Raw genomic sequence first — 24979 nt, forward strand, 5'->3', positions numbered from 1 at the left:
ATTGGTATTCCATTACATAATAAGACAAAGCTGTCTGAAATCATATGAAGCTCATGATGAATCTTTTGCGCAAAGCTTCTGTCTGGACAGTTCCAAATATAGGAGGATGATTGGTGAAAGCGGTCAAGGCCACAATAGCCAAGGCACTTCAGCCTGTTACAGGTTTAGATGAAGATACACTGGTTCAAATGCTCGAATATCCACCCAATCCAGAGTTAGGAGATCTCGCCCTCCCCTGCTTCAAACTGGCGAAGACGTTGCGTAAAAACCCCGCCGAAATCGCTCAAACGCTGGCCGACGTACTCGTTCAATCGCCGGCTGTCACAGCGGCGTCGCCTGCCGGTGGATTTCTCAACATCTCACTGGCGCGTCTGCCCTTTGCGACGGAGGTTGTGAATCTCGCCGCGGTGGATACGCACGCGCTGTTCTCGTCGGATCGAAATAAGGGACACAAGGCTGCCGTCGATTACTCGTCGCCGAACATCGCCAAACCATTTGGCGTCGGGCACTTGCGCTCGACCATCATCGGGGAATCCATCGTCCGACTCATGCGCGAAGACGGTTATGAAGTCGTTGGCATCAACCACCTTGGCGACTGGGGTACACAGTTTGGCAAGACCATTGCCGCCTACTTGAAGTGGGGCGACGAAGCGACTGTCCGCGCCGACCCGGTGCGTGAACTATTCAAGTTGTACGTGAGGTTTCACGAGGAAGCCGAGCGAGATCCGGCACTCGAGGACGAGGGCCGCTATTGGTTCAAACAACTCGAGGATGGCAACCAACAGGCTGTTTCTCTTTGGCAATGGTTTATCGACGAGAGCCTGAAGGCGTTCAAAGAGACGTATGCCCTGCTCAACGTCTCGTTCGATCACTACCTCGGCGAGAGTTTCTACAACGACAAGATGGACGCCGTGGTCGAAGAACTCCTCGCAGACAAGCTGCTGGTCGAAGACGAAGGCGCAGAAGTGGTGGATTTGTCCGCGTACGACATGCCGCCGTGTATCATCAAGAAGTCAGACGGCACTTCTATCTACGCCACGCGCGACCTAGCTGCGGCAGAATACCGTCACGACAAGTTGGGCGCCGATACGCTCATCTACGTCGTGGGCGGCGAACAGAGACTGCACTTCCAACAACTATTCAAAGTCCTCGAATTGATGGGCAAACCGTATGCCAGCCGCGCGCAACACGTCAGCTTCGGCATGATGAAGTTCAACGGGGCTCGCCTGTCCACCCGGCGAGGACACGTCGTGTACCTGGAGGATGTCTTGGCCAAGGCCATCGACGAGGCACAGAAGATCATCGAGGAGAAAAATCCAAACCTCGCTGACAAGGATGCCGTGGCGACGAGCGTCGGTGTCGGTGCGGTCGTGTTCAACGACCTAAAGACCTACCGCATTCACGACGTCGATTTCCGCTACGAAGACGTCCTGAACTTCGACGGCGAAACGGGCCCTTACGTACAATACACGCACGCTCGCGCTTGCAGTGTCCTGCGCAAATCCAACGACGCAAAAGCAACCATGCGCCTTGATACCAGCGCGCAGGGCGACGACGAGGGCGAGAGCGCACTCAATGACAGCGAGTGGGCACTTGTTCTCCAACTGGCACAAGCAAATGAGGCACTCAACCGCGCCGTCGACGAATACGATCCGTCCGTGATGGCTCGCTACACCCTTCAATTGTGCCATGCGTTTAACCGGTTTTATCACCACAACCCCATCCTGCAGTCCGAATCCGCGCAGCGGACTCGTCGCCTCGCGATGACGCTTGCCACCCGCAACGTGCTCGCGCGTGCGCTGTATCTCATCGGGATGGACGCACCAAAGGAAATGTGACGGCCGGGTCCGGGCCCGACCAAAAACACAGTCCGCGCACAAACAGGGCTGCCCGAAGTACGACGTACTTTCGCGGCAGCCCTACTGTTTTCCAAAAGGCTGAATAAGAATCTATGCGCCTTGAATCTACCTAGACACTTGTCGATTTACGTATACGGCATAGGATTGACTGCGTGCCGTTTCGGCGGACTTCGTAGTGCAATGTGGCCCTGTGGCCTCGCCCATGTCTCCGGAATACCCTATCAGTTCACCTTTGCTCACCGTCTGCCCGCTTTGTGCCACGGTGAACGACCTCGTTCACGGGCTGCTCGGCCGCATGGCTGGAAACGACCTGCGATTTGGTCACCGTCCCGTTTTCAAAGGTTTCTCGTACCGCATCTTCCTCGATCCCGTTTTGTCCTTGGGTGACAACTTCCTCGTCACCTTTGACCAACGCGTCATCATCCACGTATGTCACGTGATAGGGCACCGAAACAGTCTTCGTCACCGTCGCTACAGTCTTCACCGTCAGCAGTGGCTGAAGGGTGAACTGCCGTGTGTCATCGCTGCTTTCTAGCAGCATAGCGGCTGGTGAAGAAGAGCGCCCTGCGATATGGCCGCTGACTGGATGTAACAGAAGTTGCGTGGCATCGTCTGCCTGTAGAATATTCTGGATTCCCACGTTCGCCGCCGCTATCGACACGTGCCCCATGAACTGTGAGGTCACGTGGGACGCCCCCTTCACTTTAGGCGCGAGCGCGTACATCACGTCGTGTAAGACCTTTTGCGCAGCAGGTCTCGACGTCGTGTAGACCAAGGGTTTGTCGTCTAACTGAATGGCGGCCGCCTGGATTGGAAACGATGCAGCTTGATGCCAATTGTAGGACAAAGGGATGCTCTCGTGAACAGAGGTCGTCTGGAAATGAATCCCGTATCCGTTCGCAATTCGTTCCATACCAAGGGTTACCGTCGATTGATTAGGTACCAGTCCCACATACCGCCCACTTTGGTACACCTGCAACCAGGAACTTGTATGTACCACCTGTGCCGCCACGAGAGTAGCTGTGCCGCCGAGAACCACGAGGGCGGCCGTCCCGGCAAAGAACATTCTGGAGCGCGATGGAGAGAGAGTTTTCGTGAGATTCGATGGACCGTCGAGAATTTGCTTCGCCTTTACTCCCTGGCGAGCGGTAGCAAGTGCGTCCTTGACGCCGTGCAGGGCCGCTTTCCATTTCACTACGCAGGCCTCCTATGTAAAGTGATGAGCCGATGAAACATGCTAAAGATGCCCAACAAGTCGTATTCGACAAATATCCCGAAAATCCTCGTCGGTAACAAGTCGTCCACCCGTTCCCCCGCTGAACTTGTCGAGCCCTCGATTGTGTTCTCGAGGGCTCGACGACTTCACTTATGCCTATCTAGGTGATTTCTTTTCAATCGCCGCCTGTTGTGTCTTCACGAGATATTCATAGCCATACAAATGCTGGTGGAGCATGCACCCACCGCCACATCATGCCTACTACTTTTCTCCGTCGCTCTGCGCGGCAATGGCCTCAGCGAGTTCCTCCGTGAACGATTTGGCCGCGTCGTAGCCCATTCCTTTGAGGCGGAAGTTCATAGCGGCCACTTCGACGATGACCGCAAGGTTTCGCCCAGGTCGGACCGGGACCGTGACGAGTGGCACCTCGAGATCGAGAATTTTCATCGTGTGCTGTTCAATGCCCAAGCGATCGTACGCCACATTTTCACGCCATGCTTCGAGGTGAATGACCATGGCGATTTTCTTGTGCGTGCGAACGGCACCGGCACCGAACAGCGTCATCGCGTTGAGGACGCCAAGCCCGCGAATTTCAAGTAAGTGCTGCAGCAACGGAGGTGCAGTGCCGACGAGACTTTCGTCTGAAATTTGACGGATGACCACCGCATCGTCCGCGACCAAGCGGTGCCCGCGCTTAATCAATTCCAGTCCCGTCTCGCTCTTTCCAATGCCGCTAGAGCCGGTAATCAGAATGCCGATGCCATACACGTCGACCAAAACGCCGTGGACTAGCGTCTCAGGGGCGAGGCGCTCTTCCAGGTACGTGGAGAGCGTCGCCGTGAGACGGGTAGTCACCATGTTGGTCCCGAGGACGGGAATCCGCTTTGCCGTAGCCTCCCGCAACAGAACGGACGGCGGTGCATCGCCGCGGGTGACGAGAATGCACGGCGTTTGTTGATACGAGCAAAATGCAAACACGCGCAGTGCCTGCTCTCGCTCGTTCATGCCACGTAGGAAAGACAATTCTGTGCGGCCGAGGACCTGGACGCGTTCCGCCGGGTGATACCGAAGGTACCCGGCCAACGCCAGCCCAGGTCGGTTGATATCCAGAGTTTGAATCACCCTGTCGAGGTCAGAGTCCTCGTTGAAGACATGTAGGTCCAAATCTTTCACTAACTGGCGAACACTCACGCCGCGATCCTCAGTCACACCGCACCCCACCTAATCGATTCACACAAGTGGGACAAGAATGACCACTCGTGAACATCTCAATTTGCTGCAAGATTGACTTCAAACTCCTCGGAAGACTGTCGCAGAGCGCGCATTTTGTCCCGTTCCAGAATGGGTTTCAAAAAGCGCCCTGTGTAAGAGGCTTCGATTTTACAAATCGCCTCTGGCGTGCCTGCGCCAACGAGTTGTCCTCCGCGGTCGCCGCCTTCAGGCCCAAGGTCAATCAAATAGTCTGCCGTCTTGATCACATCGAGATTGTGCTCGATGATGAGCACCGTGTCTCCATTGTCGACGAGGCGGTGCAAGACGGTCAAGAGTCGTTCAATATCTGCCACGTGCAAGCCCGTCGTCGGCTCGTCCAAGATGTACAGGGTTCGCCCGGTGCTGCGCCGGTGGAGCTCAGAGGCCAGTTTGACCCGCTGCGCTTCACCGCCGGACAACGTCGTGGCAGGTTGCCCAAGCTGCATATAGCCGAGCCCGACGTCCATCAGCGTCTGCAATTTGCGATGAACGCGCGGGATGTTCTCAAAAAATGACAGAGCGTCCTCCACCGTCATGTCGAGAACTTCGGAGATGTTCTTCCCCTTGTAGCGCACTTCTAATGTCTCCCGGTTGTAACGCTTCCCTTTGCACACTTCACAAGGGACGTACACGTCCGGCAGAAAGTGCATCTCGATCTTGATGATCCCGTCGCCCTTACAGGCCTCACAGCGACCGCCACGGACGTTGAAACTGAACCGCCCCTTCTTGTAGCCGCGCATCTTCGCCTCGTTGGTCGTGGCAAAGAGGTCGCGAATGTCGTCGAATACACCGGTATACGTGGCCGGATTCGATCTCGGTGTACGCCCGATAGGCGACTGGTCGATATCCACCACCTTATCGAGGTGATCGAGTCCAAGAATCGCATCGTGCGCACCTGGGCGGATGCGTGCGCGATTTAAGTCCCGTGCCAGGGCCTTGTGCAAAACTTCGTTCACCAAGGTCGACTTGCCGGAGCCGGAGACGCCTGTCACACACGTGAACACCCCAATGGGAATCTTTACGTTCACGTTCTTCAAGTTATTCTCGCGCGCCTTGCGGACCTCCAGCCATCGACCGTCCGGTTTTCGGCGTTCCTTTGGCACCGGGATAAATCGCCGTCCAGACAGGTACATGCCCGTCACCGACTCCGCGTCGTTCATCACCTCTTGCGGCGTCCCTTGACTGATGACTTCACCGCCGTGAACACCCGCGCCTTTGCCCATGTCGATAATGTAGTCACACGCCATCATCGTGTCCTCGTCGTGTTCGACGACAATCAGTGTATTCCCGAGATCCCGCATGTTTTCCAACGTCCGAATCAAGCGCTCATTGTCCCGTTGGTGCAGCCCGATGCTCGGCTCGTCGAGGATATAGAGTACGCCCATCAGCGACGAACCGAGTTGTGTTGCGAGGCGAATGCGCTGCGCCTCACCGCCCGACAAGGTTCCGGCAGACCTGGACAGCGTTAGGTAGTCGAGACCCACGTCGCGCAAAAAGCCGAGTCGACTGTCAATTTCCTTCAAAATCTGCCGAGCAATTTGCATCTCCTTCTCCGACAACGTGAGGCTGTTGAAGTATTCAATCGCCTCCAACACGGAGAAATCGGTCACTTGCGAGATATCGCGCTCGTTGATGCGCACCGCGAGACTCTGCGGCTTCAACCGGCGACCTTTGCACGCCGGGCAGGGTTTCGCACTCATAAACGACTCAATGAACTCGCGAATCCCTTCCGAAGCCGTGTCCCGGAAGCGGCGCTCGAGGTTTGGAATGACGCCCTCAAACGGAATTTGAGCGGTCTTGCGCTGACCAAAGTCGTTTTCGTAGGTGAATTCGATCGCTTCGCCCGTCCCGTAGAAGATCTTCTGCAGTGCGTCCGCAGGCAGTTGCGTGATCGGAACTTCCGTGTCGATGCCAAACGCCTGACAAGCGGCCTTCAACAGCTGTGGATAATATGTGGAAGTCGACCCCGCCCAAGGGACCACCCCTCCCTCGTCAATGCTCAACGAGGGATTCGGAATCACCAAATCGCCGTCTACTTCCATCTTCACGCCGAGGCCGGCACATGCGTCACACGCCCCGAACGGACTGTTGAACGAGAACATCCGAGGCGCCAGCTCGTCGACGCTAAACCCACAGGTTGGACAAGCCATGTTCTGACTGAACATCAACTCTTCACCGTCCATGACATGGACGATAACGGTTCCTTCCGCCAAGCCGAGAGCCGCCTCCAGAGAGTCGGCTAGGCGGCTGTGGACGTCGTCGCGGAGGACAATGCGGTCGACCACGACTTCGAGATTGTGCTTCTTGTTCTTTTCGAGTTGAATGTCCTCGTCAAGTTCGCGTACTTCACCGTCGACGCGCAGGCGTACATAGCCGCCCTTGCGCATTTGTTCGATGACCTTCTGATGCTCGCCCTTGCGGCCTCGGACCACCGGGGCCAACACTTGAAGACGCGTGCGCTCAGGCAACTGCATCAAGCGGTCCACCATCTGCTCAATCGTCTGAGACGCGATGGGGATATGACAGTTTGGACAGTATGGATGTCCCACCCGAGCGAACAGCAACCGCAAGTAGTCATAGATCTCGGTCACGGTCCCGACGGTCGAACGCGGGTTTCTGCTCGTGGTCTTTTGGTCGATGGAGATGGCAGGCGACAATCCATCGATGCCATCGACGTCCGGCTTGTCCATCTGACCCAAAAACTGCCGGGCGTACGCCGACAGGGACTCGACATACCGGCGTTGACCTTCTGCGTAGATGGTGTCAAACGCGAGCGACGACTTGCCCGAGCCGCTGAGTCCAGTGACGACGACGAACTGGTCGCGCGGGATTTTGACACTGACGTTCTTCAGATTGTGTGCACGAGCACCCCGCACGTGGATAAACTCTTGTGGCACGACTATCACATCCTTCAATTCAAAGCCAAACCCCGTCTCGCACCGAGGTGCGACACGGGCCGGCGACTCATTATGACGCGTTGGTCAACTCGGAAATCATGTCGCGCAGCTCTGCTGCACGTTCAAACTGCAACTGCTTGGCGGCCTCGCGCATCTCCTGTTCGAGTTTCGCAACGAGGTCCTTTCGCTCGCGCTTGCTGAGGCTTTGCGCCTGCTCTGCGACACTGACGTAGTCCACCGTCTCCTCCGCCACTTTGGTCGATTCGATGACGTCGCGTACGGCCTTGTGAATCGTCGTCGGGGTGATTCCGTGCGCCTCGTTGAAGGCGATTTGCTTCGCCCGGCGGCGCTCCGTTTCGTCTATCGCGATACGCATCGAATCGGTCACCTTGTCCGCATACATGAGAACCGATCCATTGGCGTTGCGAGCAGCGCGGCCGATGGTCTGAATGAGCGACCTGTGCGCGCGCAGAAACCCTTCCTTGTCCGCGTCGAGAATCGCGACGAGCGAGACTTCTGGCAAGTCGAGACCCTCTCGCAAGAGGTTGATCCCGACGAGTACGTCAAACGCGCCCTTGCGCAGGTCGCGCAGGATGACCATGCGCTCGATGGTCTTGATGTCCGAGTGCAGATACCGCACGCGAATGCCGATCTCCTTCAGATAATCAGTCAAATCCTCCGCCATCTTCTTCGTGAGCGTCGTGACGAGGACGCGCTCATCCTTGCGAATGCGTTCGCGGATTTCGCCGACGAGATCGTCAATTTGACCTTTAATCGGGCGAACAGTGATGGTTGGGTCTAAGAGGCCCGTCGGACGAATAATTTGCTCGGCGATGCGCTGCTGGTGCGCCTCCTCGTACGGCCCAGGCGTGGCACTGACGTACACACACTGTCCAACCGTGCGCTCAAATTCCTCGAACGTGAGCGGCCGGTTGTCGGCGGCGGACGGCAGGCGGAAGCCGTGATCTATGAGCGTCAGCTTCCGCGACCGGTCCCCGCCGTACATGCCGCGAATCTGTGGAAGCGTCACGTGGGATTCGTCGATGAGCGTCAAGAACCCTGGTGGGAAGAAGTCGAGCAGCGTGTTCGGCGGCTCTCCCGCAGCGCGGCCCTCAAGGTGCCGGGAATAATTCTCGATGCCGGAGCAGAACCCAATTTCCAACATCATCTCGATGTCGTACATCGTCCGCTGTTCCAGCCGCTGCGCCTCGAGCAGTTTACCGTTGTCCCGCAGTTCGGCGAGGCGCTCGCGCAGTTCGTCTTTGATCCGCGCGACAGCCTGCTCCAGGCGCGGACGCGACGTCACGAAGTGAGAAGCCGGAAAGATACTCACGTGATTTCGGCGCGCGACCACTTGGCCAGTGACCACGTGGATCTCCGTGATCCGGTCGATTTCGTCGCCAAAAAGCTCCACGCGTATCGCATTCTCATCCCTGGAGGCAGGGAAAATTTCCACGACGTCGCCCCGAACGCGAAACGTACCGCGCGTGAAGTTGATGTCGTTGCGCTCGTATTGCATATCGACGAGTCGTCGAAGGATCTGATTCCGCTCCATCGTCGCGCCCACGCGCAGCGACAACACGTGCTCGCTGTACTCTTTCGGGCTACCCAAGCCGTAGATGGCGGACACGCTCGCCACGACGATGACGTCGTTGCGCTCGAGGAGTGCTGCCGTCGCCGAGTGCCGCAACTTGTCGATCTCGTCGTTGATCTTCGCATCCTTTTCGATGAACGTGTCCGTCGAGGGAATGTACGCCTCTGGCTGGTAGTAGTCGTAGTAACTGACGAAGTACTCCACCGCATTGTTCGGGAAAAATTCGCGAAACTCCGCGGCCAACTGTGCGGCCAACGTCTTGTTATGAGCGATGACGAGCGTCGGGCGATTTACTTCCTGGATGATGTTCGCCATGGTGAACGTCTTACCGGAGCCAGTTACCCCGAGCAAGGTCTGGTGTCGCAGTCCAGACTCAATGCCGTCGACCAAAGCGTCAATCGCCGCAGGCTGATCCCCCTGCGGCTTATATTCTGAAACCAGTTCAAACTGACCGGGTTGCGTAGACAAGCCAAACCCTCCCGTCAAATGGTTCAATATCAAATGGTCAATATCGGAAACGAAAAAATCGTCAATACGGTTACATTAACATGAACACGGAAAAAAGGGAACGTGCGTTCCCTTGGCCGAGTGAAAGTGTTTCTCCTTGGAATTATAGAGAAGTGCGAGTGGAGGGTAAAGTTGAGGTCACTGGAAAATCCGTTTGGCGAGGCGCATCGCGAACCCGCAGCACCTGCCGCCATTTCACTTCGCGGGTGCGTTCGACTGTGGCAAAGCCGCAACCGTCCCCGGCAGTGTGTCCTGCCGTAAAACGACGATATTCACGCGTCTGTTCTGTTGTCGATGCGCAGCGGTATTGTTCGGGACGATATTGTGATACTGTCCGTACCCAGTGCCAGAGAGGCGATCCGCATTGACGCCATTGCTCGCCAGAAAGCGTACAACACTCATCGCACGGGCTGAAGAGAGCTCCCAATTCGACGGGTAGACACTCGTGCTGATTGGCTGATTGTCCGTGTACCCTTCCACGACGATGTTGTTGGGCAAAGATTTGAAGAATGGCACGAATCCCGCGATGAGTTGTTGCGCATCGGGCTTCAGGGCGGCTTGTCCGGTATCGAATAGCGCGATATCCTTCATCGTGATTTGGACGCCACGCTGCTGATTCGTGATAGAGACCTTGTTCTGCAGGTTGTGTGAATTGATATAGTTCTTGGCGAGTTGATACAAGTTTTGAAGTTGCTGCTGGTCGTCCTCTGTCGGCACCGACTTAGCCGGAGTCGGTGCAGGGAGCGGGGACTGAACCCCTGTATTGTTGTCACCAGACAGGAGCAGCGAACTGGTACCGAGTCCGTTTAACGGGATTTGGTCGTTCGGGTGCAGCGCCGATGCAAGCGATTCAGCCAACGTGGCAAACTTGATTTTATCTACGCTCGACATGGCGAACATGATGATAAAAAAGACGAGGAGAAGCGTGATCAAGTCCGAATAGGTCACCATCCATCGCTCGTGGTTTTGCGGTTTCCTAGGCTTGCGCGGTCTCGGCATCTGTGTCACCCGCCTTTGCGCTCTTTCGCACACGCTGCGAGGAAGCTAGAAACGACAACAGCTTTTGCCGCAACACGTTCGGGTTTTCCCCGGCTTGAACGGACAGAATCCCCTCTAACGTCATTTCCCGCTCCAGGATTTCGTCTTCCGACTTGGTTTTTAATTTATTCGCGATAGGTAACCAGAGCACGTTGGCACTCGCCACGCCGTACAAGGTGGCGATAAACGCCGTCGCGATTTCCGGGCCGAGCGACGTGACGTTCTGTAAGTTGCCGAGCACGTGAACGAGCCCCATTACGGTACCGATGATCCCCATCGTCGGCGCGAATCCGCCAGCCGCCTCAAAGAGGTCGATGCCGGCTTCATGCCTCCGCTCGATATAGGCGATTTCCGTCTCCAGCATCTCTTTGACGAGTTCGGGATCGACCCCGTCGACGATTTGGCGAACTCCATTTTTCAAAAAGACGTCGTCGAAGTGGTCGACCTGCTCCTCGAGCGCAAGGATGCCTTCGCGGCGCGCTGTAACTGCCATTTCGACAAGCAGGTCAATCGTCTCATGCGGGTCTTTGACCTTCGTGAAAAAGGCAATTTTAAGGTACCTCCCAATCGACGTAAAAGACTTCATGCGGCTGGATATCAATGTCGCGCCGAGCGTTCCACCAAGCACGATGAGCGCCGCAGAAGGCTGAATAAGGGCACTAAGCGTCCCCTTGTCCAGGATAAAGCCGACTAATAACCCACCCACGCCGACGATTAATCCGATGATCGTTGCGAAATCCATTGTGGTTCCTCCCCCATGAAAGAGCCGAGCCAGCTTCTACTGTACATTTTTTGTCTGTCGGCTACCACAAGGTTTGTCTTGTCACTTTTGCCGCCTCAAGTACAACGTTTCAAGAAATCCAAATGGCCGCGTCATTCTCAGCGCCGGTTGTTCATCTGGCACGACGACGAGCAAGCCAAGTTGATGTCGTTCGCCTTCATATACCGGGTTTCCAATGAGCCTGACCTCGCCGCGCGCGTCGAGTACCTGAAACTTCGCGTAGGCTGGATTCTGCTCAAACGCAAAGTGCAAATCGTATTCTGTGTGCACAGGTCTCTGGTTGACGTGTGTGATCACTTCCCCCGGCAAAATCCCCAACTTGTGCGAGAGCGAGCCCTGGATGGTGTACAACACCATCACACCTCGACTAGCCGGTGCATACGCCGGTTCACTCGATTCGTCGACGCGTCGCCACACGGAGCGAACAATTTCCATCAGAACGACGAAAATCGGGGCGGCTACGTACCCGGCGTCTGCGCGAAACCAATGGGCAACCGCGAATCCCGTGGCTAAAATCGCAGCCTGCAGCAGATTCCATCGGCGAAACTGGCGCATCACTCGCTCCGGGCGCAGTGCCGTAAACAGCGCGTGCATTCCGAATACCGCGGGCACGACGCACAGTGCGACCGGGTGATCCACAGCCACGAGCCAGGGTTTTAACCCGCCGTGAAAGGTGATACTCACGCCCTGAACCGGGGTCATCCACACGACGAGCGGAACGGAGAAACCCAACTGAATTTTGAGGGCGCCAATTCTCCGCCCGCGTTTGCTCGTCACCAAGGCGGGGAACACGGCGTCCCGCTCATTCCACCACTGCAAGAACAATTCGGACAAACAGGCCACGAGGGCGATGAGTAACCAAGACCTCATTTCAAAAGTCTGCAAGAAGCTGATGATTCTTGCATACCAAACGCCCTCAGAAATATTGATATATTTGGAAACCAGGGAACACGAGAGCGCGATGGAGATGGCCGTGGGGGTACTGAGGAATCGGGATCGGATAAGTCCGAGCGCGATGGACAGCACGGCGACAAACAGGACGGTTTGCCACGAGACGACCGCACCGAGCAACACGAGGACCACAGAGCCGGCGAGGCCGACGGCGGAGGCTTTGATATACCGGAGGATCACGGGCTGGATGATTCTCGTCACGCGGATGCCAAACCAGATCCGCTCGTTCTTGATATTCCGAATCAAGTCCCAAAGCACCAGCGCAGTTGCGACATAGTGCAAGGGATTGCATAAAAACGCGATGATGGCGACTAGGATGATGGCCCCCCAGCCGCCTGATACTGTCCAGTGATGCATGCCGTGTGTTCCTTTCTTTTTCACCGTGTGAACCGCTGTCGGCCTAAGCGCCAATAGACGTGCTTGTGCCACAATCCACTCATGTATTCGCGCGACGACATGGAATTTCCTGTCGCGCGACAGCAGTTCACCGATTAAACGCGAAGGAATTTGCGCACAGACATCACGCCGCCCCAGATGCCGAGCAGAATACCAATTCCAACCAGGACGACGACCATCTTGATGAAGAGCGTACCGCTTGACACGAGATCGATGGACATAATAAACGGAAGATTATGGATCCTGTTGTAGATGACCTCATACCCATACCCTAATATGGCCAATGGAACGATGGCGCCAAAGGCACCGATCAGCATACCTTCCACAATAAACGGCCATCGGATAAACCAGTTCGCTGCGCCGACCAGCTTCATGATCTCAATTTCACGCCGACGTGAGAAAATGGTGATGCGAATGGTGTTCGAAATTAAAAACATCGAGGTCACCAACAACGCGATGACAAACACCAAGCCGATATCGCGAAGTACGTTTAGGGTTTTGAACAGCGGTTTGACGTACGGTTGTCCATCCTGTACTTGCGCGATGCCCTGCACGTGCCGCACTTCACTCGCGACCTGTAACGTCTGATTCGGATCCTTCGCCTTGATCACGAGCTGAACAGGCAGCGGGCTCGTCTTGTACTGCGCGAGAATGTCCTGATACTGCGGACCAATATCCTGCTTGAGCTGCTTCATGCCCTCTTCTTTGCTGATGACCTGAACCGAACCGACGTTTGACATGGCGCGAATCTGCCCCGCCAACTGTTCACCGGTCTGTTCTGAAGCATTCGGCTGCAAATAGGCTTGAACGAGTACTTGCCTCGTCACGTATTTCGACATCTGTTGCGCGTTCATCGCCAGGATGAGCGAAAACCCCAGCACGGCGAGCGTCACCGTGACGGCGCTTACCGATGCAAACGTCATCCAGCCGTTACGCAGTACATTTCGCAATCCCTCGCGGAGATGACGTGCGACTCTACTCATCATATCCGTATAGCCCTTTCTGTTCATCGCGAATGATGGCGCCATTTTCAATCGCTATGACGCGACGGCGCATCGAGTTCACGATATCTCTGTTATGCGTAGCCATGACAACGGTCGTCCCCCGGTCGTTGATGCGTTGGAACAACCGCATAATATCCCAAGAGGTTTCCGGATCTAGGTTTCCTGTCGGCTCGTCCGCGATGATGACCGTCGGATTGTTCGCGAGTGCGCGCGCCACGGCCACCCGCTGCTGTTCGCCGCCAGACAGCTGCGACGGCAACATGTCGAGCTTGTCCTCAAGTCCGACTTGGGTGAGGACATCCGTCACCCGCCGGCGAATTTGTCGCTGGCCAAGGCCAATCACCTCGAGTGCAAACGCGACGTTTTCGGCGGCCGTGAGCTTCGGCAGGAGCTTGAAGTCCTGGAACACCACGCCAATACTGCGGCGCAACAACGGGATTTTCCGATCCTTCAATCGCTCAATGTTGAATCCATTGACGAAGATATGCCCTTTGGTCGGTCGAACTTCGCGGTACATCAATTTGATAAACGTGGATTTGCCGGCACCGCTCGGGCCTACAACATACACGAATTCACCTTTTTGAATGTGAACAGAAATCCCGTTCAGAGCAGAAGTGCCATTGGGATATTCCTTCCAGACATCCTGCATTTCTATCACTGTGCAATCAAACTCCTCTACTCGAATGTTTCGGTGTCGAGCGATATTCCGCCCAGTAACGAGAAACGCCGAATTTGGGTCCAGCGGAATGATTCGACGTCATTCGGCAAAATTCCTGTTGTGAATATCTCTCAATGGCGGAAGTGAATTGTCTCGGAATCAATGGTGTATCGGTCCAGGAGTGTCCAGTTCACCCGCGATGCGACGCCATGCAGCTCCTCCACTCGCAAGTGGCCGGGTCGAGAGAAGGTCACGGGCGGATTCACGACATCTTCGACAAAGTACCGTTCACTCGGCCCGACGTCTGTCGGCATGTCAAACCCAGGCAGGCTGCACAGCGCGATGTTGTGCAAGCGGCCAATCCCAGTTTCGTACATGCCACCGCACCACAGCCCAAGGCCATAGTGCACTGCGAAGTCGTGCGCGCGGCGCGACTGTTCAAACCCGCCGACGCGCCCGGGCTTCAGGTTGATGATCCGGCAGGCGCCCAAGACTGCCGCGCGGCGGACGTCGTCTGCGCTGCGAATGCTTTCATCGAGGCAGAGCGGCGTGCGCAGGCGGCGTTGGAGCGCGGCGTGATCGACCAAGTCGTCGTGCGCCAGAGGCTGTTCGATCATCATCAGCGACAGCTCGTCCAATTCAGCCCACACCGCTTCGTCGGCCGTCCGATAGGCGCTGTTCGCATCGGCCATCAGCGGCATGTCGGGCAGCAGCGAGCGAATCGCGCGCAAGGGCAGCAAGTCTTCGCCAGGGCTGACTTTTACCTTGATCCGGCGGTACCCATCTTCTGCGGCCTGCAATGCGCGTTCCTGCAATCGGCCGATAGACGACTCCATCCCCAGGCTAATGCCCACCGGAATCTCTCGTTCCTGGCCGCCGAGGAGTAGGTGTATGGGCGTCTGCGTCTCTGCTGCGAACGCGTCCCAGACCGCCATCTCGAGGCTGGCCCTAGCCATCGCGTTGCCGCGAACGGCAAGCAGCCCATCCGAAAAATCCCGAAGGTCGGCCGGCGTTTCAAACACCTTGTCCCGCAGCCGACCAACCAAAAAGTCTTGTAAGATATGCCACGCGGTGAAGACCGTTTCCTCAGTGTAGGTCGGTTCGCGCATTGCGACACATTCCGACACGCCGATGGCGCCATGGACGGTTTCCAGCTCGACGATGATCACGTCGCGGCTGGTGTGTACTCCGTAAGACGTCCTGGTCGGCGTTCGCAGTGGCATATGGATTCTGCGCAGTGTACAACGTTTCACCTGCAAAGCCCGATCCCCCTGAACGACTATAGTATCCGTGTAACCGCCCGACGGTCTGGCCGTCGAATCCTGTACAATTTCCTCCATCACAGCATGATGCAATCGGCGGTGCTGTGCAACCACGCGCGTACGCTCTGGCCGGACTTGACGCCTCTACACGCGTGCTAGATAACCAAAAGCGCCCGCCAAAATCAGCTTGGCGGGCGCAATCCGTCTTCTCCACGATGCGTTGACATCAAGTTACCCGTGCGTAAATCCGGGGTGAATCACCTGCTCTTGCTCATCGACCTCAGCGGGATTTGGCTGAACGCTGCCGCGGCGCAATACGAAGCCTAATAGAGCACCTGCGATCGCGATGAACATCATGATCCAAAATGTATCGTCAAAACCCTTTACCGCGGCACCTACGAGAGCCTGTTTCACCATCGCCATCGCGTGCGCCGCTTGCGGGGAAAGATGTGTCGAGGCCGCATTAGCGCTGCCCTGCCCAGTGAGACTCGTCGTATCAGGAACGTGGATCCCCTGTTTGGCGAGTTGGGTCTTCACCTCGTTGGTGTGAGTGGTGACACGCGCCGTGAGGATGGTCACAAGCGTGGCTACGGCGAGCGAAGTGACGACTTGCTGCAGCGCGTTCGACAGAGACGTCACGCGGCTAACCAGCGCCCGCGGGGCCTTGTTCATCAAGTGAGTCGTGAGCGGCATCATCATCAGACCCATTCCGCCGCCCGAAAGCAGCAGGGCCCAAATCAAATCCTTGCCGTCGGTCGTAGGCGTGACATGTGACAACTGGAAGACCGCCGTGGACACTATGCCGAGGCCCACCACCACCAGCCATCGGGCGCCTATCCGATCGAAGAGAATCCCGCCAAACGGCATCAGAACGCCGGATGCGATGGCCTGTGGCAAGAGGATGAGCCCCGTGTCAAACGCACCGTACCCCCTCGCCTGCTGAAGAAATTGGGGGATTAAGAACAGCGCGCCAAAGAGAGCGAACTGGCCTACCCACTGAACGATGATGGCGAGCGTAAAATCGATGGACTTAAACACGCGCAGTTCGAGCAGCGGCGTGTCCGAGCGCAGTTCGGCGACAATAAAGAGCGCGAGTGCCAAGCCGCCGACGACAAGCCCCGCAATCGTCTTCGCACTGTGCCAACCATTTGCCCCTTCACTGACGCCGTAGGACAATGCCGCAAATGCAATCGGCCCGAGAATCGTCCCCCATACGTCCATCCCGGCGACGTCCTGTTTCTTCCACTGTGGCAGTCCCTTTAGTCCTATCAGCAGGCAGAGGAGCCCGATGGGTAAATTCAAGAGGAAAATCCACCGCCACGAGTGGTACTGTACCAGCCACCCAGCCAATACGGGGCCAATCGCGGGCGCAAACAGGATGGGTATCCCCATCATGCCCATGACGGCTCCGGCCTTCTCCGGCGGGGTTAACCGGTAAATGTACGCCATCGCCACGGGAAGCACGCTGCCACCGCCAAGCCCCTGAAGAATTCGGTACAAAATCAACAGCCCTGCGGAGTGTGGCGTCGAACACATCACGGACCCAATCGTGAAAAGTACGGTTGACGACAGAAAGATGGTCTTCGCCCCGAATCGATCCGCCAGCCACCCTGACAGTGGAATCACCGCAGCCTGGGCCAACGTGTAACCCGTGACGGTCCACTCCAGCGTAGGCAGTTGCGTGTGAAAGTCGGTCACCAATTTTGGGAGTGCGACGTTCATCACCGTGTTGTCGAGTACGACCATGAACACACCGGCAATGATGGCGATCAACGGCACGACGATACTCGATATTCTGAATTCCTTGCTGGAATCCATCGGCATGGCCATTTGACTCAAGGAATTGTCCTCCCAGAGCAGCCTCTTGCGGCCGCTTCATTCACAAAGTTGTGGCACAACCTAAACCGGACACGTGTCCGATTTGGGCATCGTAACGGACAGCTGTCCGTTTGTCAATGACACGGTGTATACTTATGATGTGCGATTGCAGTTCAAACCACGGAAATAGGTGAATGATGTGACGATACGTAGACGGCGGAAGGACGCGGTAGAAAGTCGTGATAAAATCCTCGATACGGCCCGGACACTCTTTAAAGACTGTGGTGTTCAGTCCGTTAGCATGCATCAAATTGCACAGTGCGCCCACGTCGGCCAAGGGACGTTATACCGCCATTACGCACACAAAGGGGATCTGTGCCTTGCACTGCTGAAAGAAAGTGCAGAGGCGTTTCTCAAAAACTTGACGGATTGGGTGGAGGCGTCCCGCGGTCAAATTCCTCCCTACGACATCCTCGAGTCGGTGATCCGACAAATTATCGACTTTACGGATAACAACACTTCTCTGTTAACTGCCGTAAACAGCTCGAAATTCATCAGCAATAATCCGTTCTACCAGTATATTCACCGCCTGGTCAGCTCACTTGTCGCAGAACTCCTGCCGGAGGACAGCCCACTGGATGCCACCCTGACGTCTGACATCATCCTCGCCGCCACGAGTCCAGCGCTCTATATGTTCGAGCGAGACGAACGCGGATACACCAAGGATCAGGTCTTTGATGCCATCCGGCTCACCTGTCTGAGCGGCTTGCGAACCCCACATTACGGCGGCGAGTAAATCGCGGTTGCAAGACGTGGAGACGCGGTCACATCTCCGCCGTCTCCAGCCCGTCGAAGTAGTGCACTAGTTCGATGATCATGGCCCCCATCCGCTCCTGCTCCGGAGCGACAACGCGCGTGACCCCATGTTCGCGAAGCGCCTCCGCAGTGACCTTCCCGACGCCGGCCGCGACCACCTTCTCGAATCCGGCGACAAGGTCTCCATCTGCACCTGTCTGGCTCGCGTAACGAAACAAAAACCTCGGCTGCTGTGCACTCGTAAACGCTACCGCGTCCACGCTCCCCGTGCAAACCTCAGTCACCAACTGCTCCAAAACGACCGGCTCTGGCGGCATATAATCGTACGCGTGGAGAAAGGACACACTTTCCCTCTTTTGCGCACACCAACGCTCAAGCGACTTTGGAAGCTCCCCGTGCAGTTGAACGCACACCTTCAGCCCCTCCATCGCAAACGGCTGCAGCGCGCGAAGAACCCCTTGTGTGGTACCGTCGTCATCCCGAGCATCCGGATGAATGCCTTGCTCAAGCAGGAACTTGGTCGTCTTCCTGCCTCGCGCCGCCACGCGCACCCTCTGCAAAAACGACGACAGCTCCTCCAACTGGCCAAGTCGTTCAGCCACCTGCCAGACTTTTTGGGCCCCGATTCCGGTCGTAAAAATCACCCAGTCGACATCGGACGCCAACATCGTCGTCAACTCGCGTTCCAGCAACGTCTCGTCCGTATATAACTTTCCCTGTAGAGAGCGGATCAAAGGCTCGCCGCCATTCTTCCGAACCAACGTCGCTATCTCTTCACTCCGCCGATCCGCCGCCACCACAATTCTCTTCCCCTCTAGCCTCATCCTTCGACCAATCCTCCCGCTCCGAATTTAGCAATCCACTCGCCATCGCCGCATGCACCCACAGTGGCATCGCCCAGCACATCCGACTTTGCTCCTGTAGCGTACCGTAAGACCCACATGTAGACAATTGTACCGAAGGTCTTCATACAACCGCATTGCGAAGCTTTAGCAAGACAAAAAGACCCCGAGGTCGGCATTTCTGCTTCCCTCAGGGTCCTTCTCACTCGCCTGGCAACGACCTACTTTCCCAGCCCCTCTCGGGACAAGTATCCTCGGCGCTGGAGGTCTTCACGTCCGTGTTCGGTATGGGTACGGGTGTTTCCCCTCCGCTATGGTCACCAGACCGCTTGGCGTTCAGGTATTCGTTCGCACGGCTTCGGCCTATCGGCCTGCAGATGTGCTACTCACACCTTCACTCAAGCTTCCAGTTACGTCGCTCCGTAACTTTGTCTTTATCCTCGCTCCTGAATCATGGAACAACCTCTTCTTCTGTTCATCGGGTGAAGCCCTCGACCGATTCGTATCTGTCCGCTCCACGTATCACTACGCTTCCACGCCAGACCGATCTACCTTGTCTTCTTCAAGGGGTCTTACTTCCCTAACGGAATGGGATACGTTATCTTGAGGCAGGCTTCGCGCTTAGATGCTTTCAGCGCTTATCCTTTCCCGACTTGGCTACCCAGCTATGCTTCTGGCGAAACAACTGGTACACCAGCGGTCGGTTCATCCCGGTCCTCTCGTACTAAGGACGACCCCTCTCACGTATCCTGCGCCCGCGGCAGATAGGGACCGAACTGTCTCACGACGTTCTGAACCCAGCTCGCGTACCGCTTTAATGGGCGAACAGCCCAACCCTTGGGACCGACTTCAGCCCCAGGATGCGATGAGCCGACATCGAGGTGCCAAACCTCCCCGTCGATGTGAACTCTTGGGGGAGATCAGCCTGTTATCCCCGGGGTAGCTTTTATCCGTTGAGCGATGGCCCTTCCACTCGGTGCCACCGGGTCACTAAGCCCGACTTTCGTCCCTGCTCGACCTGTCCGTCTCGCAGTCAAGCTCCCTTGTGCCTTTACACGCTTCGCGCGATTTCCATCCGCGCTGAGGGAACCTTTGGGCGCCTCCGTTACTCTTTAGGAGGCGACCGCCCCAGTCAAACTGTCCACCTGACACTGTCCCATGACCAGTTTCATGGCCATTGGTTAGAACACAAGTACCTCAAGGGTGGTATCCCAACGCCGACTCCACTCAGGCTGGCGCCCAAGCTTCTCTGTCTCCCACCTATCCTGTACATGACGTACCCGTATCCCATATCAAGCTACAGTCAAGCTCCACGGGGTCTTTCCGTCTAACCGCGGGTAACCTGCATCTTCACAGGTATTACAATTTCACCGGGTCTCTCGTTGAGACAGCGCCCAAGTCGTTACGCCTTTCGTGCGGGTCAGAACTTACCTGACAAGGAATTTCGCTACCTTAGGACCGTTATAGTTACGGCCGCCGTTTACTGGGGCTTCAATTCAGAGCTTCGCCTTGCGGCTTACCCCTCCTCTTAACCTTCCAGCACCGGGCAGGCGTCAGCCCCTATACTTCGCCTTTCGGCTTCGCAGAGACCTGTGTTTTTGCTAAACAGTCGCTTGGGCCTTTTCACTGCGGCTTCTCTCGAAGCGCCCCTTCTCCCGAAGTTACGGGGCCATTTTGCCGAGTTCCTTAACGAGAGTTCTCCCGCGCGCCTTCGTGTTCTCCACGCGCCCACCTGTGTCGGTTTCCGGTACGGGCACCTCACCACTCGCTAGAGGCTTTTCTTGGCAGTGTGACTTATGGGACTTCGGTACTGTACTTCCCTCCCCATCACAGCTCACGATTACCAGGGTGCGGATTTGCCTACACCCCTCGCTCGCTGCTTGGACGGCCTCTTCCATCCGGCCGCTTCCCTCAGCCTCCTGCGTCACCCCTTCGCTCAATCGCGATGTTGGTGGTACAGGAATTTCAACCTGTTGTCCTTCGACTACGCCTTTCGGCCTCGCCTTAGGTCCCGACTTACCCTGGGCGGACGAGCCTTCCCCAGGAAACCTTGGGCTTTCGGCGGACAAGATTCTCACTTGTCTTTTCGCTACTCATACCGGCATTCTCACTTCCATCCGCTCCACCAAACCTCTCAGTTCAGCTTCCCCGCAAATGGAACGCTCCCCTACCATGTTTCCATCCATAGCTTCGGTGTCTGGTTTAGCCCCGTTACATTTTCCGCGCAGCGCCACTCGACCAGTGAGCTATTACGCACTCTTTAAATGGTGGCTGCTTCTAAGCCAACATCCTGGTTGTCTGTGCAACGCCACATCGTTCCCCACTGAACCAGTACTTTGGGACCTTAGCTGTTGGTCTGGGCTGTTTCCCTCTTGACCACGGGTCTTATCACTCGTAGTCTGACTGCCAGGTTCTTCGACAAAGTGGCATTCGCAGTTTGACTAGGCTTGGTAACCCTCGCGGGCCCCGCACCCAATCAGTGCTCTACCTCCACTTCTCATTCCCTGACGCTAGCCCTCAAGCTATTTCGGGGAGAACCAGCTATCTCCGGGTTCGATTGGAATTTCTCCCCTACCCCCAGTTCATCCCCTGGCTTTTCAACGCCAGTGGGTTCGGGCCTCCATGCGGTGTTACCCGCACTTCACCCTGACCAGGGGTAGATCACCCGGTTTCGGGTCGATGACGACAAACTATACCGCCCTATTCAGACTCGCTTTCGCTTCGGCACAGGCTCCTTCGCCTTCACCTTGCTTGCCATCATCACTCGCCGGTTCATTCTACAAAAGGCACGCCGTCACATGTCATGCATGCTCCGACTGCTTGTAAGCACACGGTTTCAGGTTCTATTTCACTCCGCTCCCGCGGTTCTTTTCACCTTTCCCTCACGGTACTATCCGCTATCGGTCGCCAAGGAGTATTTAGCCTTAGGAGGTGGTCCTCCCAGATTCCCACGGGATTTCTCGTGTCCCGCAGTACTTGGGGTCTGTTGCACATTCCACAATCCGTTTCGGTTACCGGGCTCTCACCGTCTATGGCCGGCCTTCCCATGCCGTTCTCCTACGCATTGCTTCCTGCTGGCTCCCTGCAGGTTGCCACCAACAGCCCCTCGACCCCGCATACGCATCGACTGCAGTCTGTACCACGTATACGGTTTAGGCTTCTCCGCTTTCGCTCGCCACTACTTACGGAATCGCGTTCGCTTTCTTTTCCTCGAGGTACTTAGATGTTTCAGTTCCCTCGGTTGCCTCCGTACACCTATGTATTCAGTGTACGGTACTAGCGCTTCACACTAGCAGGTTTCCCCATTCGGACATCCACGGCTCAATGCTCGCTTACAGCTCCCCGTGGCATTTCGGTGTTCGCCCCGTCCTTCTTCGGCTCTTGGCGCCTAGGCATCCTCCGTGCGCTCTTTCTAACTTCACCGTTTTGACTTCCTAACCACAAACGTGATTATTCCATCTATAAATCCGGTTACGTTAACCTGTTACGCATTTACGGTTACCGGTTTTACTTATTCGAGGTTGTTCCATATTCAGTTGCCAAGGTACCTTGAGTTTACCTAGCCACAAGGGCTTTGGCTCCCTCAAAACTAAACACCCACGTCCTAAAAGCCTTGTTTCTCCGTAGAAAGGAGGTGATCCAGCCGCACCTTCCGATACGGCTACCTTGTTACGACTTCACCCCAATCATCAACCCCACCTTCGGCGGCTGGCTCCCTAAGGTTACCTCACCGACTTCGGGTGTTGCCGACTCTCGTGGTGTGACGGGCGGTGTGTACAAGGCCCGGGAACGGATTCACCGCGGCATGCTGATCCGCGATTACTAGCAATTCCGGCTTCATGCAGGCGAGTTGCAGCCTGCAATCCGAACTACGAACGGCTTTTTAGGTTTCGCTCCACCTCGCGGCTTCGCTTCCCGTTGTACCGCCCATTGTAGCACGTGTGTAGCCCAGGACATAAAGGGCATGATGATTTGACGTCATCCCCGCCTTCCTCCGACTTACGCCGGCAGTCACCTGTGAGTCCCCACCACTACGTGCTGGTAACACAGGTCAAGGGTTGCGCTCGTTGCGGGACTTAACCCAACATCTCACGACACGAGCTGACGACAACCATGCACCACCTGTCTCCTCTGCCCCGAAGGGAAGGACTATCTCTAGCCCGGTCAGAGGGATGTCAAGCCCTGGTAAGGTTCTTCGCGTTGCTTCGAATTAAACCACATGCTCCACTGCTTGTGCGGGCCCCCGTCAATTCCTTTGAGTTTCAGTCTTGCGACCGTACTCCCCAGGCGGAGTGCTTATTGGGTTTCCTTCGGCACTGGGGTGTGTCCCCCCAACACCTAGCACTCATCGTTTACGGCGTGGACTACCAGGGTATCTAATCCTGTTTGCTCCCCACGCTTTCGTGCCTCAGCGTCAGTCACTGTCCAGCAAGGCGCCTTCGCCACTGGTATTCCTCCACATATCTACGCATTTCACCGCTACACGTGGAATTCCCCTTGCCTCTCCAGCACTCAAGTTATGCAGTTTCCAAAGCAATCCCAAGGTTGAGCCTTGGACTTTCACTTCAGACTTACACAACCGCCTACGCACGCTTTACGCCCAGTGATTCCGGACAACGCTTGCCCCCTACGTATTACCGCGGCTGCTGGCACGTAGTTAGCCGGGGCTTCCTCACTCGGTACCGTCTCACAAGGAGCTTTCCACTCTCCTTGTCGCTCTCCCCGAGCAACAGAGCTTTACAACCCGAAGGCCTTCTTCGCTCACGCGGCGTTGCTCCGTCAGGCTTGCGCCCATTGCGGAAGATTCCCTACTGCTGCCTCCCGTAGGAGTCTGGGCCGTGTCTCAGTCCCAGTGTGGCCGGTCACCCTCTCAGGTCGGCTACGCATCGTCGCCTTGGTGGGCCGTTACCTCACCAACTAGCTAATGCGCCGCGGGCTCCTCTATCAGCGATGCAGTTGCACCTTTCAACACAGGAAGATGCCTCCCCGTGTGTCATCCGGCATTAGCACCCGTTTCCGAGTGTTATTCCAGTCTGACAGGCAGATTGCCCACGTGTTACTCACCCGTCCGCCGCTAACCCCGAAGGGTTCGCTCGACTTGCATGTATTAGGCACGCCGCCAGCGTTCGTCCTGAGCCAGGATCAAACTCTCAAAAAATGTTACTGGCGTTACTTCATAAATGTCTCGACGACGACTGTCGTCTCGACCGAAACTTTTAGGCGTGTGTGTTTAGTTTTCAAGGAACCAAATCAATCAGTGCCGCCGAAGCAGCTCAGACAATATACCACGAATCTATCTTCGCTGTCTACTGGAACATTTTGCTTCAACTCGGTCGAACGTTACGGTTCGAAGCTGTGAGCCAATCAACCAGCGACTTGGTATATCCTGTTTGTTCAGCAGTGCCGCCGAAGCGACAGGGAGTATACTATCATGCAATCATTCTATTCGTCAATCACCAGATTTACATGAGACGTAAGAGATTCACGATTGATTGGTCATCCCGAGCAACGAAACATCAAACCGCAAGGAGGATCCATGCGACGGTAAAAACAAACCGCAGATGTGCATCGGGCAGCGAATACGCGTGTATATATGAAGCAAAATATCAACACCTCCTTGGCAAACGGAGAAATTCGTCGGTTACACACGTTTTTTGAAATATACTGCTTGACTTGAGTCTGTGCCCGTGTTAAATTGGCTACTGCCTAATTCAAGCGGGCAAATCACATGAGCCATTAGCTCAGTTGGTAGAGCACCTGACTTTTAATCAGGGTGTCGCTGGTTCGAGTCCAGCATGGCTCACCATTTATATGCTATATGCCACCTTGGCTCAGGGGTAGAGCGGCTCACTCGTAATGAGCAGGTCGTCGGTTCAAATCCGACAGGTGGCTCCATGCCAGCGTAGCTCAGCAGGTAGAGCAACTGACTTGTAATCAGTAGGTCGCAGGTTCGATTCCTGTCGCTGGCTCCATCAGTGATTTACATATCGTAAATCACAAACATAGGGGCGTAGTTCAGCTGGTAGAACGGCGGTCTCCAAAACCGCATGTCGTGGGTTCAAGTCCTGCCGCCCCTGCCATGTTTTGAA

The 24979-nt window shown here is 56.0% G+C and carries 15 protein-coding genes, 4 tRNA genes and 3 rRNA genes; 6 read left to right on the top strand and 16 right to left on the bottom strand.

Going from position 1 to position 24979, the window contains the following annotated elements; genetic code table 11:
- Nucleotides 1-113: 113 nt before the first annotated feature.
- Nucleotides 114-1838 (top strand): arginine--tRNA ligase, encoded by a 1725-nt coding sequence (gene argS / locus NZD89_RS25730; protein ID WP_268005507.1) that lies wholly within the window; start codon nucleotides 114-116, stop codon nucleotides 1836-1838.
- Nucleotides 1839-2085: 247 nt separating this feature from the next.
- On the opposite strand, the gene NZD89_RS25735 is transcribed toward argS, so the two are convergent.
- From NZD89_RS25735 to NZD89_RS25785, 11 genes are all read right to left on the bottom strand, one after another.
- Nucleotides 2086-3054 (bottom strand): G5 domain-containing protein, encoded by a 969-nt coding sequence (locus NZD89_RS25735; protein WP_268005508.1) that lies wholly within the window; start codon nucleotides 3052-3054, stop codon nucleotides 2086-2088.
- A 282-nt stretch (nucleotides 3055-3336) separates the two neighbouring features.
- Complete coding sequence (gene hprK / locus NZD89_RS25740) at nucleotides 3337-4284, bottom strand: HPr(Ser) kinase/phosphatase (protein ID WP_268005509.1); 948 nt, start codon at nucleotides 4282-4284, stop codon at nucleotides 3337-3339.
- A 59-nt stretch (nucleotides 4285-4343) separates the two neighbouring features.
- Nucleotides 4344-7223 carry an excinuclease ABC subunit UvrA gene (gene uvrA / locus NZD89_RS25745; RefSeq protein ID WP_268005510.1) on the bottom strand — a complete coding sequence of 960 codons (2880 nt, stop codon included), beginning with the start codon at nucleotides 7221-7223 and terminating at the stop codon, nucleotides 4344-4346.
- A gap of 70 nt (nucleotides 7224-7293) precedes the next feature.
- A complete protein-coding gene (gene uvrB / locus NZD89_RS25750) occupies nucleotides 7294-9285 on the bottom strand; it encodes an excinuclease ABC subunit UvrB (RefSeq protein ID WP_268005511.1) in 1992 nt (663 codons plus the stop codon).
- Nucleotides 9286-9519: 234 nt separating this feature from the next.
- Nucleotides 9520-10323: a flagellar motor protein MotB gene (locus tag NZD89_RS25755; RefSeq protein WP_268005512.1), complete on the bottom strand. Its 804-nt coding sequence runs from the start codon at nucleotides 10321-10323 to the stop codon at nucleotides 9520-9522.
- The gene (locus tag NZD89_RS25760) at nucleotides 10301-11104 is read right to left on the bottom strand and encodes a flagellar motor protein (RefSeq protein ID WP_268005513.1); all 804 of its coding nucleotides are present in this window, start codon (nucleotides 11102-11104) and stop codon (nucleotides 10301-10303) included. The genes NZD89_RS25755 and NZD89_RS25760 overlap by 23 nt, the downstream gene beginning before the upstream one ends.
- 81 nt (nucleotides 11105-11185) lie before the next feature.
- On the bottom strand, nucleotides 11186-12523 hold the full coding sequence (locus tag NZD89_RS25765; RefSeq protein ID WP_268005514.1) for a PDZ domain-containing protein: 1338 nt from the start codon (nucleotides 12521-12523) through the stop codon (nucleotides 11186-11188).
- 62 nt (nucleotides 12524-12585) lie between these two features.
- A complete protein-coding gene (gene ftsX / locus NZD89_RS25770; protein ID WP_268005515.1) occupies nucleotides 12586-13476 on the bottom strand; it encodes a permease-like cell division protein FtsX in 891 nt (296 codons plus the stop codon).
- Complete coding sequence (ftsE, locus tag NZD89_RS25775) at nucleotides 13466-14152, bottom strand: cell division ATP-binding protein FtsE (protein WP_268005516.1); 687 nt, start codon at nucleotides 14150-14152, stop codon at nucleotides 13466-13468. Before ftsE ends, ftsX begins: the two co-directional genes overlap by 11 nt.
- A 131-nt stretch (nucleotides 14153-14283) precedes the next feature.
- Complete coding sequence (gene menC, locus NZD89_RS25780; protein WP_268005517.1) at nucleotides 14284-15528, bottom strand: o-succinylbenzoate synthase; 1245 nt, start codon at nucleotides 15526-15528, stop codon at nucleotides 14284-14286.
- 117 nt (nucleotides 15529-15645) lie between these two features.
- Nucleotides 15646-17244 (bottom strand): DHA2 family efflux MFS transporter permease subunit, encoded by a 1599-nt coding sequence (locus NZD89_RS25785; protein WP_268008618.1) that lies wholly within the window; start codon nucleotides 17242-17244, stop codon nucleotides 15646-15648.
- Nucleotides 17245-17431: 187 nt separating this feature from the next.
- On the opposite strand from NZD89_RS25785, the gene NZD89_RS25790 reads away from it, so the two are divergent.
- On the top strand, nucleotides 17432-18028 hold the full coding sequence (locus tag NZD89_RS25790) for a TetR/AcrR family transcriptional regulator (protein ID WP_268005518.1): 597 nt from the start codon (nucleotides 17432-17434) through the stop codon (nucleotides 18026-18028).
- Nucleotides 18029-18056: 28 nt separating this feature from the next.
- On the opposite strand, the gene NZD89_RS25795 is transcribed toward NZD89_RS25790, so the two are convergent.
- The 5 genes from NZD89_RS25795 to NZD89_RS25815 all read right to left on the bottom strand — a co-directional run bounded on the left by NZD89_RS25795 (nucleotide 18057) and on the right by NZD89_RS25815 (nucleotide 24048).
- Nucleotides 18057-18848, bottom strand: coding sequence for a uroporphyrinogen-III synthase (locus tag NZD89_RS25795; RefSeq protein ID WP_268005519.1), 792 nt, complete (start codon nucleotides 18846-18848; stop codon nucleotides 18057-18059).
- On the bottom strand, nucleotides 18823-18954 hold the full coding sequence (locus tag NZD89_RS25800; protein ID WP_268005520.1) for a hypothetical protein: 132 nt from the start codon (nucleotides 18952-18954) through the stop codon (nucleotides 18823-18825). The genes NZD89_RS25795 and NZD89_RS25800 overlap by 26 nt, the downstream gene beginning before the upstream one ends.
- A gap of 144 nt (nucleotides 18955-19098) precedes the next feature.
- Nucleotides 19099-19215, bottom strand: a 5S ribosomal RNA gene (gene rrf, locus NZD89_RS25805).
- 154 nt (nucleotides 19216-19369) lie between these two features.
- Nucleotides 19370-22313 (bottom strand): 23S ribosomal RNA (locus NZD89_RS25810).
- A 204-nt stretch (nucleotides 22314-22517) separates the two neighbouring features.
- Nucleotides 22518-24048 (bottom strand): 16S ribosomal RNA (locus NZD89_RS25815).
- Together the 16S, 23S and 5S rRNA genes form the textbook arrangement of a ribosomal RNA operon.
- Before the next feature lie 572 nt (nucleotides 24049-24620).
- Between NZD89_RS25815 and NZD89_RS25820 the strand changes: the two genes are divergently transcribed.
- The 4 genes from NZD89_RS25820 to NZD89_RS25835 all read left to right on the top strand — a co-directional run bounded on the left by NZD89_RS25820 (nucleotide 24621) and on the right by NZD89_RS25835 (nucleotide 24970).
- Nucleotides 24621-24696: transfer RNA gene (locus NZD89_RS25820), tRNA-Lys, on the top strand.
- Between the two features lie 14 nt (nucleotides 24697-24710).
- A tRNA-Thr gene (locus NZD89_RS25825) sits at nucleotides 24711-24785 on the top strand.
- Nucleotide 24786: 1 nt separating this feature from the next.
- Nucleotides 24787-24862 (top strand) — tRNA-Thr (locus tag NZD89_RS25830).
- 32 nt (nucleotides 24863-24894) lie between these two features.
- Nucleotides 24895-24970: transfer RNA gene (locus NZD89_RS25835), tRNA-Trp, on the top strand.
- Nucleotides 24971-24979: the final 9 nt, after the last annotated feature.

The sequence above is a fragment of the Alicyclobacillus fastidiosus genome (assembly GCF_026651875.1).
Classification (GTDB): Bacteria; Bacillota; Bacilli; order Alicyclobacillales; family Alicyclobacillaceae; genus Alicyclobacillus; species Alicyclobacillus fastidiosus.

Coding starts and splice junctions, on each gene's coding strand:
- NZD89_RS25755 (WP_268005512.1), bottom strand. CDS start 10,323: ATGCCGAGACCGCGCAAGCCTAGGAAACCGCAAAACCACGAGCGATGG.
- NZD89_RS25760 (WP_268005513.1), bottom strand. CDS start 11,104: ATGGATTTCGCAACGATCATCGGATTAATCGTCGGCGTGGGTGGGTTA.
- ftsX (WP_268005515.1), bottom strand. CDS start 13,476: ATGATGAGTAGAGTCGCACGTCATCTCCGCGAGGGATTGCGAAATGTA.
- NZD89_RS25785 (WP_268008618.1), bottom strand. CDS start 17,244: ATGGCCATGCCGATGGATTCCAGCAAGGAATTCAGAATATCGAGTATC.
- NZD89_RS25800 (WP_268005520.1), bottom strand. CDS start 18,954: ATGTGCTGGGCGATGCCACTGTGGGTGCATGCGGCGATGGCGAGTGGA.